The organism is Frondihabitans sp. OV104 (genome assembly GCF_057787745.1).
Genome location: NZ_CM173541.1, coordinates 472,235 through 484,912, shown reverse-complemented (window position 1 = coordinate 484,912; position 12,678 = coordinate 472,235). Strand labels below are relative to the sequence as shown.

Sequence of the window (12,678 nt, the reverse complement as noted above, 5' to 3'; positions counted from 1 at the left end):
AGTGTACGGGGGCGGGCCCCGCGCGCCTCAGAACGGCTGCTCGTCGTCACGGGGCGCACCCCAGTCGGAGGCGGAGGCGGGGTCGGCGGGCGGCGCGGACGGGAAGGCCGACGGCGGCTCCGCGCCCGGGCCCGGCGGGGTGGGGGTCGTGGCGGCGGCGGGATCGGCGGCGGAGTCGGGTTCCTGCGCCTGCGGGTGCTCAGAGGGAGACGCCTCGGGGCGCTGCATGCGGCTGAAGGTCGTGGTGCCGAACAGCAGGTCGGGGCCGAGCGACTCGGCATCCACTTCGACGGCCGTGCCGCTCTTGCCGTCTTTCTCCCACTGGCGGATGCGGAGGCGGCCGGCGACGACGACGCGGTCGCCGACGCCGAGCGAGGCCCCGGCGTTGTCGGCGAGCTGCCGGAATGCCGTGACCGTGTACCAGTTGGTCTCGCCGTCGACCCATTCGTTGCGCGACCGGTCGAACCGGCGCTGGCTCGACGCGAGCCGGAAGCGCGCGATGCTGATGCCCGAGGGGGTGCGGAGGCTCTTGAGCTGGGTGGCGATGGTGCCGGTGAGCGAGATCGTGTCTGTCATGGATCAAGCGTCGCCGGACGCGACGACGGCCGACGGGATCCGATCCGATCTGTGGATGAATCGGGCCCGTCGGCCGCCTGTGGAGAAGGATTCGCCGTGGAGTCGATCAGTGCTCGCTGAACTCCGGACGGTCGACACCCGGCCCGAGCGCCGCGTGGACGGCGCTCTTGGCGATGTCCAGCGTCGGGAACGCCCCGTGATACGCGCCTTCGGACGACATCCGGATGGCGAAGCCGTCGTCGGTGCGGTGGATGGACCCGACGACGCCGGCGGGACCGAATGCGACCCACGTGGGGCTGGTGGTGCTGGTGCTGCTGCTGCTGCTGCTGCTGCTGCTGCTCATCATTGAGCTCCTTACTGTGTCGGGCGCGGCCCGATGCCGCGCCTCAGGAGGCGAGTACGTACTTGCCGTACGACTTGCGGATCTTGTTGACCTTCGGCAGCGCGACGGCCAGGCAGTAGCCCTGGCCGGGGTTCTTGGCGAAGAAGTTCTGGTGGTACTCCTCGGCGTCGTACCAGTCGCCGAGCGGCTCGAGGGTCGTGACGATACCGCCGTCCCACGCCTCGGACGCGCGCTCGAGCGCGGCCTCGAAGACGGCCTTCTGGGCGTCGTCGGTGTAGAACATGGCCGAGCGGTACTGGGTGCCGACGTCGGCGCCCTGGCGGTTGAGCTGGCGGGGGTCGTGCAGCGTGAAGAACACGTCGAGAATGACGTCAGCCGGGATCGCCGACTCGTCGAAGGTGACCTGGACCGCCTCGGCGTGGCCGGTCGAACCGGTGCAGACGGCCTCGTAGCTCGGGTTCGCCGCGACGCCGCCGGTGTAGCCCGAGACGACGTCGGAGACGCCCTGCAGCGAGCGGTACACCGCGTCGAGACACCAGAAGCAGCCACCAGCGAGCGTGAAAGTCGTCATGCGTCGAACCTACTCTCCCTCGCCTGCTCTTCGAATGTCGGTGGTCGCACGTATGTTCGAACCGTTCCCACCAGGCGGCCGGCAGACAGCGAGAAGAGGCACCCATGACCACCATCGAATTCACCACGACGACTCCCCAGGGCGCATACGCGACGGCGCCGGCCGTCTCAGCTCCAGCCGGGGCCGACGTGCACAGCCTCTCCGAGGTTCGCAGCGGGCTCAAGCTCGTGCAGCTTCACGACGGCCTCGTACGGGTCACCCGGCCGACAGGCGAGGTGCTCGGCTACGTCGAGAGCTTCCAGCACCCCGACGGCGAGCGGTTCCGCGCCAAACGCTTCCTGCCGCGCCAGCGCCGCTTCATCGAGATCGGCGAGTTCTGGAGCCGCTCCGACGCGACCGACTGCTTCCGCTTCGCCTGATCCCCTCGTCGCTTTCGGGGTACAGGGCCGATCCAGCGCAGGAACTCGGGGCGGTCGCCTAATCGCGACACCGCGGCCTCCGTTCCCCGCCACCGGGGTACGAATGGGCTAGCCTGCGCGGCATGAACTGGTTCAACAGCGCCATCGACTGGATCTCGTCCGCCGACGGAACGCGGGTCATCACCACCACGGTCCTTCCCTTCGTCGCGATCGTCGTCGCCGGCATCGTGGCAGCCTTGATCGGCCGCGGAATGTCGAAGCGCATCCTCGACGTCCGGGAGCGCGAGGCCAAGGCGGCGACCGTGACGTCACTGGTAGCCGCCGCGCGCCGCTCGGTCGACTGGTCGACGCTCGGAACCGATGAGCGCTCGCACGCGACACTGCTCGCCGACGAGGCCGGCATCCGTCTCCGGCTGCTCCCGGTCTCGGGTGCGGGCCTCGCTGCCGCCTGGTCGGAGCACGAGATCGCGTCGATCCGTTCGAACTCGGCCACGTTCAGCTTCCAGTCGCAGCAGACCTTCGCCGACGTGCGAGACCGGCTCGTCGAGTGGCAGGCCAAGCCGAGCCGGGCGAAGCGGCTGTTCCAGGGCGATATCGAGCGATGGAAGGCGGAGGAGCCCGAAGCCGCGCCGATCGCGGCCGCCGGGCCGTCGGCCGAGGCGTCGGGGCTGTCGGCGGAGGCGTCGGGGCTGTCGGCGGAGGCGTCGGCGCGCCGCACGGACCTGCCGTCGTTCGCTGCCCCGGCGGCCGCGCCGAACCTGGCTGCCACGCCGACCGAGGCTGCCGCGCCGAACCCGGCTGCCACGCCGACCCCAGCGCCCACGCCCGGGTCCGCCGACGCGACGAGCGCCGCCCCGGTCTCCGCGGAGACGGCCACCGTGTCGGCTACGACGGCTTCCACCTCCAGTGCCGCATCCGCGAGCCCGGTCGCCGCAGACGAGCCCGCCGACCACACCGACACGGCCGAGGTCGAGCGTCTGCGCGAGCCCGTCTACAGCTCGCCCGTGAGCGCGCACGATGTGCGCCGACGCACCAGCCCGGAGGCGGCGGAGCAGCCGACGTCCTGACGCAGGCTCGGACGACCGGCGACACCGCTTTCGCCGCAGGACACCGGCGAAAGCCGGTGTCGCGAGGCGAAAGCGGCGTGGCCGCGCCTGGAGTCCGGTGCCCTCGGCAGGAATCGAACCTGCGACCAAGAGATTAGAAGGCTCCTGCTCTATCCGCTGAGCTACGAGGGCGTCGGCTTCCACGATACCGTGCGCGCCAGGTGGCCCTCGGAATCGAGCGAGCGCATCACTCCGTGAGCGGGTTCGTCAGGTCGTAGACGGTGTCGGACCCCACGGTCTGCGAGGCGAAGTTCGACCGCACCCACGCCGCGATCGTCGACGAGGCGTCGCTTCCGCCGTTCGACGTGCCGACCGATCCGCCGATGAAGTAGTGGATCCTGCCGGCGGCGACGTCGGCTTTGAAGTCCGCCAGGGTGGGCGACGGATCGCTCCCGTTGAAGCCTCCGATCGGCATCACCGAGTGCAGGGTCGCGAGCTGGAGCTTCGCGGCGTTGTCGGATCCGACGGTGGCTGCGACCCACGTGTACTTGTCTGCGTCGGCCAGGAGGAGTTTCGTCAACGCCGAGGAGACCGTCGAGGTGCCGCCGAAGATGCCGCCGGCGCCGCCGAAGCCCCCGGCGCCCCGACCGGTGAAGCCGCCGGTGGTGGGGCCGGTTCCTGCGCCCGTGCCTCCGGTCGCGCCGGTCGCGGTGCCGCCGGTTCCGCCCGCGCCGCCGAACCCGCGCGGGGCAGTGCCGGTGCCGCCGCCGACAGTACCGCGCTGACCGCCGAAGCCGCCGCCGTTGCCGCCACCGCCAGGACCGCCGCCGCCGAACCCGCCGCGCGACGAGGCCACCGCCGGGCCGGCCGACGGAATCGAGCCGGTGTGCGCCGTCGACGCCGTCTCGAGGGAGTAGGCGAGAGGGCCGAGGAGTCCGCTGACCAGCATGAGCACGAGAGTGCTGGCGGCAAGCGCGCGGCCACGCACCCGCGGTGGCGTCGGAGGCGCGATGCCGCCGGCCGGAGCCTGGCCCACCGGAGCCGGGTACTCCCCCGGTGCGGGCGCAGGCGTCGCGGCAGACGAGGCCCCTCCCGACCCGGAACCTGCCGACACCGCGACTTCGTCACGACGCCGCACGCCCGGTACCAGCAGCAGCACCGCGGCCGCGACGCACCCCGCGACCACCACGAACTTCAGCCACGGCAGCCAGTCCGCGGCGCGGGCGAGCAGCGCGTACGACCAGGCCGCCGTGACGAGCATGGCGACGGCCAGCACGACACGGGGCCACCAGTGCGCGGTCCCGGCCTTCCAGAGGATCGAGCCGCCGATGGCGAGGGTCCCGGCGATCGGTGCGGCTAGAGCGACCGTGTAGTACGGGTGGAAGATCCCACCGGCGAAGCTGAACACCAGGCCGGTGACGACGAGCCACGACGAGAACAGCAGGAGCGTCGCGCGCCGGGCGTCGATGCGCTGACGAGGCCCGAGGGCCACGAAGGCGGCCACCATGACGATGAGCGCGGCGGGCAGCAGCCAGGTGATCTGGCCGCCGATCTCCGACCCGAAGAGGCGCGTGATGCCCGTGGCACCCCACGATCCGGCGCCCGCGGTGCCCGTGCCGCCGGTGACGCTGCCGGTCTCGTCGCCGGTGAGGCGGCCGAAGCCGTTGTAGCCGAAGGTCAGCTCCAGGAACGAGTTGGTCTGCGAGCCGCCGATGTAGGGCCGCGAGTCGGCCGGCCAGAGCGACACGATGGCAACCCACCAGCCGGCGCCGGCCACGACACCGCCCAGGGCCGCGGCCAGGTGGCCGAGACGAGCAAGCCAGCGCCTCGGCGCGCAGAGGTAGTAGACCGCTGCGAGCTCGGGCAGGATCACGAACGCCTGCAGCTGCTTGGTCAGGAACCCGAAGCCGACGATGACGCCTGCCCAGACGACCCAGCGCAGCCGGCCCGACTCGATACCGCGCAGCGTCAGGTAGACGGCGAGCGCCATGAGCAGCAGGAGCATCGCGTCCGGGTTGTTGAAGCGGAACATCATCACCGCTACCGGCGTGAGCATGAGCACGCCGCCCGCGATCAGGGCGGTCGCCGCTGAGAAGTGGCGCCGCACGATGACGTAGACCAGCAGGACGGTGGCGACGCCCATGAGCGCCTCGGGCAGGAGGATGCTCCACGACGACAGCCCGAAGAGCCGCACCGACAGCTCCATGATCCAGAGCGAGGCGGGCGGCTTGTCGACGGTGATCGAGTTCGCAGCGTCCGAGGAGCCGAAGAAGAACGCCTCCCAGTTCGAGGCGCCGGCCTGCACCGCCGCCGAGTAGAACGTGTTGGCGTAGCCCGAGATCGCCAGGTTCCAGATGTAGAGGAAGCCCGACGCCACGAGCAGACCCCAGAGGGCCGGCCGCTCCCAGCGCGGCGCGGTCGTCGGACCGAAGGCGAGCCAGCGGCCCGCGCGACGTGCGCGCGAGCCGGCGGGGGCGGATTCTGCGGTGGCGGACGGACGATGGAGAGTCGCCGTGCTCATGACTGGTTCGCTTTCGTCAGGATCTCGGTGGTGGGGGTGGTGATCGGCGCAGGATCATCGCTGACTCTGCGGGGGCTGATCACCGGCGCGGGCCTCGCCTGCCGCCGGAACACCCACACGCGCAGCAGCACGAACCGCACGACGGTGGCGACGAGGTTCGCGACCGTCAGCACGACGAGCTCCACGTGGGCCGAGGCGTCGTGCGAGACCTGGTGCAGGCCGAACAGCGACCCCGACGTGATCAGCCAGGCGATGCCGAACACGATGAGGCCCTGCGCCTGGTGCTTGACCGCACCGCCGCCGCGAACGCCGAAGGTGAAGCGCCGGTTCGCCGCCGTGTTCGCGATGGTCGTCACGAGCAGGGCCAGGAAGTTGGCGGCCTGCGCCGGGACGACGTGCTGGAAGAGGAGGTAGAGCAGCGCGTACGCCGCCGTCGAGAGCGCGCCCACCACGCTGAAGCGCACCACCTGCCCGAAGAACGTGGGCTGCTGCGTCCGCTCGTACGGGTGCCGGCCGATCTCCTCGTAGATCGCCGCCACAGGGATCGTCCCGCGGGCGATGCCGCTCGCGACCCGCACCATGCCGCGCAGGTCGGCGCTGGCCGTCGCCACGATGTCGACGGACGACTGCGGGTCGTCGACCCAGTCGACGGGCACCTCGTGGATGCGCAGACCCGACCGCTCGGCGAGGATCAGCAGCTCGGTGTCGAAGAACCACCCCGTGTCCTCGACGAGCGGCAGCAGCCTCTGCGCCACGTCGCGGCGGATCGCCTTGAAGCCGCACTGCGCGTCGCTGAACGACACACCCATCGTGCGCCGCAGCAGCAGGTTGTAGGTGCGCGAGATGAACTCGCGCTTGCCGCCGCGGTTGACGCGCGACGAGCGGTCGAGCCGGGTGCCGATCGCGAGGTCGGAGTGCCCCGAGAGCAACGGGGCGACCAGCGGCCTCAACGCCGAGAGGTCGGTCGAGAGATCCTCGTCGACGTACACGAGCACGGTCGCGTCAGACTGCGACCAGACCTGCTTGAGGGCCCGGCCACGGCCCTTCTCGAGCAGGTGGACCGAGGTGACCCCCTCGAGTTCCTGCGCCAGTCGATCGGCGAGCGCGGGCGTCGCGTCGGTCGAGGCGTTGTCGGCGATCGTGATGCGCCAGGTCTCCGCCATCGAGCGCGAGAGGAAGGCGTGCAACGCGGTGACGCTCTGCACGAGAGTCGCCTGCTCGTTGAAGACGGGCACGACGATGTCGAGGTCGAGAGGCTCGGAGAATTCGGGCATGCACCGAGAATGCGGAACGACTCAATGAGGTCGTCGCACGAACCCCAAGAGACGGCTATGAACCGGGAAGATGCCTGGCGACGGCCGTGAGCAGCTGCGGAACGGTGGGCACTCCGGCGGACCGGAAGAGCTCCGCGCCGTCGTCATCGGTCAGCAGGATCGTCGGCGTCGCCTCGATGCCCCGAGCCTCAGCCTCGTCGGGGAAGAACGCGACGTCCTTCTCCGAGGCCTCGAGCGCAGGAACGAGCCCCACCGCCTCCGCAACAGCACCCCGCGCGGCATGGCACGCCCCGCAGAACGCCGACGTGTACAGCTCTAAACGCATGACGGGCCCAACTCCGTGGGCCCGTCAGGCATTCCGTTCAGTGCGTGGTCAGGTGGTCAGTTGGTGCTCTCGCGGCGGTCTTCGGGGTCTTCGACCGGGTCGCTGTCCTTCGCATCGAGCGCGTAGTGCACCTGGAGCTGCTCGCCGACCATCTTCGCCGAGGTCGCGGTGTACACGATCCCCGTCTCGGTGCCGTCGATCAGCACGAAGTCGGTGATCTCGTCGTCGTAGGTGCCGGTGGTCGAGACGCGCTTGTCGGTGCGCCCGTCGCTCGGGCCGCCCTCGAAGAACACGACGTATTCTGCGCCTTCGGCCACGGTGAGCTTGTTGTCAGTCATTCGTCATGTCTACCAGCCGGAGTCCAGCCCAGGTTCAGGATGCAGCAGGAAGGCCACCGGCCCCGCCTGGGAAGGTCGTCTCCACGTCGCTAGACTCGCGACATGGCTTCAAGCGACAGACTGGTCTGGATCGACTGCGAGATGACCGGGCTCGACCTCGGCATCGACGAACTGGTCGAGGTGGCCGTCGTCATCACCGACTTCGACCTCGTACCGGTGCACCCCGGATTCGACATCGTCATCAGACCCGACCAGGCCGCCCTCGACAACATGGGCGAGTTCGTGACGAACATGCACACCTCGTCGGGCCTCATCACCGAGATCCCGAACGGCAAGAGCCTCGCCGAAGCCGAGTACGAGGTGCTCAACTACATCCTCGAGTACGTGCCCGACGCCGGTACCGCGCCCATCGCGGGGAACACCATCGGCACCGACCGGACCTTCCTCGCGAAGTACATGCCGCGAGTGGACGGTCACCTGCACTACCGCAGCGTCGACGTCTCGTCCATTAAGGAGCTGGCCCGCCGCTGGTTCCCCCGCGTGTACTTCAACGCCCCCGCCAAGAACGGCGGACACCGCGCCCTCGCCGACATCCTCGAGTCGATCCGCGAGCTCGAGTACTACCGACTCGCGGGCTTCGTGGCCGAGCCGGGACCCTCCACGGAGGACGTCCAGGGCATCTCGAACGCGGTTGTGGCGAAATGGGCTCCGAGACTGTAATAGACTTTCGGAGTTGCTTCGTTCGAAGAGCTCTCGCCAGCTCGACGGGCGGAGCCGCATGGTGGGTATAGCTCAGCTGGTAGAGCGCCTGGTTGTGGTCTAGGAGGTCGCGGGTTCAAGCCCCGTTACTCACCCGAATGAGAAGGTCCTGTCCCGTAGGGACGGGACCTTTTCGGGTTCCGTGCTGGTTTTGTTTTTCAGGCGCGAGCGCCTGAAAAACGCAACAGGGGGCACACGTCTGACTGCGACGAAGTAGAATATCGGATTTGTGAGTGATATTCTTTTGAGTTGTGACTACAACTGCGCCCCGACGCGTCCGACTTGACATCCAGGGTCTCCGAGCCCTTGCCGTGGTCGGAGTCGTCGCCAACCACCTCACCGAGAAGCCCGTCGGCGGATTCCTCGGTGTGGACGTGTTCTTCGTCCTCTCGGGCTTCCTGATCACCTCGCTGCTGCTTCGCGAACACGAGAAGGCCGGCCGCATCTCGCTCGTCGACTTCTACCGGCGCCGGGTCAAGCGGATCCTGCCCCTGGCCGCTCTCGTCCTCATCGCGACGGTCGCCATCGCGCCTGGGCTGTTCAATGCGGCGCGGGCCGACTCCGTCGGCGTCGATGCCGTCTGGGCCGCGTTCTTCGCAGCCAACTGGCACTTCGCCGCCGTCGGCAGCGACTACTTCGCGGCGGCGGGGCCCGTCTCGCCCCTGCAGCACTACTGGTCGCTGTCCGTCGAGGAGCAGTTCTACGTCGTCTGGCCCGTGGTCATGATCGTCGCCGCCGCCGTGCTCGGCCGCGTGAGTCGTCGGGCACTCGTCACCGGACTGGCCATCGTCATGACCGTGATCGTGGTCGCCTCCTTCTGGTACGCGGTCCAGGCGACCCAGGCCACCCCTGCATCGGCCTACTTCTCGACTCTCACCCGCTCGTGGGAGCTCGGCGTCGGCGCACTGATCGCGGTGCTCCACGAGGTGGTACCCCGGGGATTCGCACGGCGAATACCTCGGCAGCTGGTCGGTGCGGCCTCATGGCTGGGCCTCGCAGGGATCATCGCCTCGTTCTTGCTGGTCACGGAAGACGCCGGTGTGCCCGGCCCCTGGTCCGCGACGGCGGTGGGAGCGACGGCGCTGGTCATCGTGGCTGGCAGCCGAAGCGATGCCCCCGTGCCGATCGTCCTCGCCAACCCCGTCGCCCGCTATCTCGGCGACATCTCGTACTCGCTCTACCTCTGGCACTTCCCCGTGTTCATCTTCGCGGCGACGCTGCTCGGCGCAGGCACGGCAGCGACTGTCATCACCTCGATCGCTGCGGCCCTCGTGCTCGGTGTCGGGTCGCACCACCTGGTCGAGAAGCCGGTGATGACGTCGCCGTGGCTGCAGCCCTCGCGGTCTCGGTCGGCGCAGAAGGCACGGTGGGCGGCATGGCGGGCTAGCACCGGGAAGACAGCCAAGCCAGTCGGCCTGAGCCTCCTCGCCCTGGCGACGTGCGCGCTCATAGGTGTTGCCGCCGTTGCACCCCGCTCGACCGACGAAGCGCCTGTCGTCCCGCTTGCCCAGTCAGAACCGACGGCCGCAGGAACGTCGGAACCGTCGACCACACCGGCCGTCGACGCGATCCAGGCGCAGATCCGCACCGCCCTCGCCGCCACCTCGTGGCCCGTGCTCGACCCCACGATCGACAGCATTCTCGACGGCACCCGCGCGGGCACGAGCCTCGCGCGGTGCGGTGCCGACGACGACACCCGCCTGCCGTTGTCGGAATGCACCTGGGGCTCCGAGGGTGCCGGGACCACTGTCGCGCTCGTCGGCGACTCGGTCGCCATGCGCTACCTCGACACGCTCGTCGACATTGCCGAGAAGCCGTCGACCGACTGGCAGCTCACCGCCTTGGCACGCTTTGGCTGCTCGTTCGTCGACATCTCCCTCGCCGACGAAACTGGCCGGACTGCCGAGTGCGACCGGCACAACCGGACCGTGGCGGCGTCCCTCGCCGAGACGAGGCCTGACGTCGTGATCGTCGCGAACACGTGGGTCGAGCGGGTTCACTCCGACACGGACGCCGCGGTGACGTCGGCCGAATGGGCAGCCGGCACCGCATCCTTCGCCAGCGCTATCGCTGAAGCGGGCTCGAGGGTCGTCGCGCTGACGCCGCCGCCGGCGGGTGCCAACCTCCAGGAGTGCTACACGCCACGCAGCTCTCCGCAGTCGTGCATCACGCGGACTTCCGAGGCCTGGCTGACGGCAGCCGCCGCCACGCGCTCCGCATTCGATGGAGTCCGCGCAGCTGTCGTCGACTCTCGACCGCTGTTCTGTCTTCAGAACGTGTGCCCGGCCTTTATCGGAACGACGCCGGTGAAAGACGACGCCGTTCACATGACGCCCGCCTACGCGCACGTCATCGCCGGCGCCCTGCTCGAACTCCTGCTCGAGGCCGATGTTCCGACCGGGCGTACGGCTTCTCCGTGACAGAGTGACGTCATGCACGACATCAGCGCGGACGAGTTCGAGCGGCTCGTCGTCGACGAGCTCGACCAGCTGCCCGATGACATGGTCGACGGGCTCGAGAACGTCGCGTTCGTGACCGAGGACCGCCCCGAAGACGGCTCGCTCGACCTGCTCGGCCTCTACGACGGGGTCAGCCTGACCGAGCGGGGCCAGTACGGCTTCGGAGAACTGCCCGACCGCATCATCCTGTACCGCGAGCCGCACCTGGCCGCGGTCGACGACATCGAGGAGCTGAAAGACGAGATCCACGTGACCCTCGTTCACGAGATCGGCCACTTCTACGGATTCGACGACGCCAAGCTCCACGAGCTGGGCTGGGCCTGACCCCGGCAAGTCGATCATCCGATGACGACGTAGTTGAAGTCGGCCGAGCCGCGCGCTGGGAGGGCGGAGCTCAGGCAGACGTCGAAGAACGACTTCGACGCTTGAACGTAGACACCGCGCGGACCGCCCGATGACGTCGCCGGTGTCACCATCACTGTCGGACGCCGCTCGAACGGCTCGGCGAAGGTGACCCGCACCTGACCGGCCTTCGCCGGTGACGCCCCTGCAGTCACCGAGATTCGGCCCGCCGTATCGGTTCCGGCCACCGTGGGGGCGGTTGTCGGCTTGCCCAGTCCGGCGAGGGCCGCCGCGGTCGGCGATGCCTCGGGTGTGGCTGGCGTCGACAGATGCCCGCTGATCGTCGTTCGTCCCGCGAACGAGGCGTCGCCGCCCACCGAGAGGCCAGCCGGCCACGCCCATGCGAAGTCCGACCCGTTCGCGCGGTGGTCGAGAAGCGGCACCGAGCCACCCCAGTTCTGGATGCGGCAGGTCGGGTCGACGAGGAACCGAGACCCGTAGGTCGCGTCGAGCTCGACGCCGGCCTTCGTGAAGCGGCCCAGGCGGGTGCCCGCGAGCGAGAAGTCGGCCCCTCTGGCCAGCTTGACGAGGACAGGACTCGGTCCGCTCACCTGGGCGGGATCGACGCCGAGAAGCGCGCCGCCGATCACGCGAATGCCGCCCCACAGCTCGATGCCGCGCGCCGCCCGCTCGTCGTGGACCATCAGCGGCCCGGGGCCGCCGTAGATGACCGGGGCGATCAGCTCGACCTGGCGGACGTTGCCGATGCGGACGAGGCCTGCCGGATCCGCTCCTTTCTGGAGCGCCTCGACGTGGAGGGCGATGAGCCGCACGAATTCGACGAAGTAGTCAGACGACGTGCCGTAGCCCAGGTCGAGCGCGGGCCCGGGGCTGCCCTCGATCGTCAGGTTCACGCACGTAATCGTGTTCGAGTTGGTACCCGTCTTGGGCGACTTGAAGACGACCGCGGCCGCCGAGGCGGAGCCGCTGTTGTTGACGAAGACGTCAGTCCAGAGGTTGTTGTTGACCCGCTCGACCTGGAGTGCGGTGCCCGCGACTCCCGAGAGCTGGAGCCGCTCGAACCGCGATTCGAACCCGTTGTCGACGCGGATCAGCGGGGCGGCCGAGCCGTTCCCCTGGAGGCCGAGGTTCTCGAGAGTGATGCCGTTGCCGTTCACGATCATCATGGGCTGGGTCGAGGCGGCCCGGTGCTTCAGGTTGACGCCGCCCGACGTGCTCGCGCCGTAGCGGCTGACATCGGCGCCCAGCCCCTGGATCTTCACGAGGCTCGGAACGGTCACGGATTCGATGAGGTAGTCGCCGGCTGGGACGACGACGCGCCCTCGCACCACGGCGGCCGCGGCGATAGCGGCGGCGAAGGCTTTCGTGCAGTCGGTCTTGCCGTCGGGCTTGGCTCCGTGCTCGGTCACGTCGACGGAGACCCGGGGCGAGGTCTCCGGATCGGCGGCTGCGACGGCCGGCCCTGCGGACGAGAGGCTGCCGACGACGGCGCCGGCCGCGGCCAGGCCGCCCGCTGCGAGGAAGCCGCGTCGGCTGTCGGACGGGGTGGGTGAGGGCATGAGTTGAACCATATCAGTACTATATGCCTCATGCTTTCATCACCTGTGGACAAATTCTGCGGTATGCCGCCGACCTGCGGCATCCTCTCGTCGAGAGAGTCCACGACGACCCCGACGGGAGGAGC

General features: G+C 69.4%; 13 protein-coding genes and 2 tRNA genes. 6 read left to right on the top strand and 9 right to left on the bottom strand.

All coding sequences use genetic code 11. The features are described from left to right. Positions 1-27: 27 nt before the first annotated feature. From AC3CBB_RS02340 to msrA, 3 genes are all read right to left on the bottom strand, one after another. Entirely contained in the window at positions 28-576 is a 549-nt protein-coding gene (locus AC3CBB_RS02340) for a single-stranded DNA-binding protein (protein WP_123506101.1), read from the bottom strand. Between the two features lie 106 nt (positions 577-682). Further along, entirely contained in the window at positions 683-919 is a 237-nt protein-coding gene (locus AC3CBB_RS02335) for a methyltransferase (protein ID WP_488625837.1), read from the bottom strand. A gap of 43 nt (positions 920-962) precedes the next feature. Continuing rightward, positions 963-1,490, bottom strand: coding sequence for a peptide-methionine (S)-S-oxide reductase MsrA (gene msrA, locus AC3CBB_RS02330; protein ID WP_488625836.1), 528 nt, complete (start codon positions 1,488-1,490; stop codon positions 963-965). 104 nt (positions 1,491-1,594) lie between these two features. On the opposite strand from msrA, the gene AC3CBB_RS02325 reads away from it, so the two are divergent. Both AC3CBB_RS02325 and AC3CBB_RS02320 read left to right on the top strand, forming a co-directional pair. Next, positions 1,595-1,909: a hypothetical protein gene (locus tag AC3CBB_RS02325; protein ID WP_233579976.1), complete on the top strand. Its 315-nt coding sequence runs from the start codon at positions 1,595-1,597 to the stop codon at positions 1,907-1,909. A gap of 122 nt (positions 1,910-2,031) precedes the next feature. Then, positions 2,032-2,976, top strand: a complete 945-nt coding sequence (locus AC3CBB_RS02320) for a hypothetical protein (RefSeq protein ID WP_488625835.1) — start codon at positions 2,032-2,034, stop codon at positions 2,974-2,976. A 98-nt stretch (positions 2,977-3,074) separates the two neighbouring features. Here the strand turns inward: AC3CBB_RS02320 and AC3CBB_RS02315 are convergent. From AC3CBB_RS02315 to AC3CBB_RS02295, 5 genes are all read right to left on the bottom strand, one after another. Further along, a tRNA-Arg gene (locus tag AC3CBB_RS02315) sits at positions 3,075-3,147 on the bottom strand. Between the two features lie 55 nt (positions 3,148-3,202). Continuing rightward, a complete protein-coding gene (locus AC3CBB_RS02310) occupies positions 3,203-5,476 on the bottom strand; it encodes an ArnT family glycosyltransferase (RefSeq protein WP_488625834.1) in 2,274 nt (757 codons plus the stop codon). Beyond that, positions 5,473-6,750: a bifunctional glycosyltransferase family 2/GtrA family protein gene (locus tag AC3CBB_RS02305; RefSeq protein WP_488625833.1), complete on the bottom strand. Its 1,278-nt coding sequence runs from the start codon at positions 6,748-6,750 to the stop codon at positions 5,473-5,475. The genes AC3CBB_RS02310 and AC3CBB_RS02305 overlap by 4 nt, the downstream gene beginning before the upstream one ends. A gap of 55 nt (positions 6,751-6,805) precedes the next feature. Next, positions 6,806-7,075: a thioredoxin domain-containing protein gene (locus AC3CBB_RS02300; RefSeq protein ID WP_488625832.1), complete on the bottom strand. Its 270-nt coding sequence runs from the start codon at positions 7,073-7,075 to the stop codon at positions 6,806-6,808. 56 nt (positions 7,076-7,131) lie between these two features. Beyond that, positions 7,132-7,413 (bottom strand): oligoribonuclease, encoded by a 282-nt coding sequence (locus AC3CBB_RS02295; RefSeq protein ID WP_123506108.1) that lies wholly within the window; start codon positions 7,411-7,413, stop codon positions 7,132-7,134. A gap of 102 nt (positions 7,414-7,515) precedes the next feature. Here AC3CBB_RS02295 and orn point away from each other — a divergent pair, with 102 nt between their 5' ends. From orn to AC3CBB_RS02275, 4 genes are all read left to right on the top strand, one after another. Then, entirely contained in the window at positions 7,516-8,133 is a 618-nt protein-coding gene (orn, locus tag AC3CBB_RS02290; protein WP_488625831.1) for an oligoribonuclease, read from the top strand. 61 nt (positions 8,134-8,194) lie between these two features. Beyond that, positions 8,195-8,267, top strand: a tRNA-His gene (locus tag AC3CBB_RS02285). Between the two features lie 156 nt (positions 8,268-8,423). Next, positions 8,424-10,592: an acyltransferase family protein gene (locus tag AC3CBB_RS02280; protein ID WP_488625830.1), complete on the top strand. Its 2,169-nt coding sequence runs from the start codon at positions 8,424-8,426 to the stop codon at positions 10,590-10,592. A 12-nt stretch (positions 10,593-10,604) separates the two neighbouring features. Continuing rightward, positions 10,605-10,955 (top strand): metallopeptidase family protein, encoded by a 351-nt coding sequence (locus AC3CBB_RS02275; RefSeq protein ID WP_488625829.1) that lies wholly within the window; start codon positions 10,605-10,607, stop codon positions 10,953-10,955. 14 nt (positions 10,956-10,969) lie between these two features. Here AC3CBB_RS02275 and AC3CBB_RS02270 read toward each other — a convergent pair whose 3' ends face one another. Continuing rightward, positions 10,970-12,553, bottom strand: a complete 1,584-nt coding sequence (locus AC3CBB_RS02270; RefSeq protein WP_488625828.1) for a glycosyl hydrolase family 28-related protein — start codon at positions 12,551-12,553, stop codon at positions 10,970-10,972. Positions 12,554-12,678: the final 125 nt, after the last annotated feature.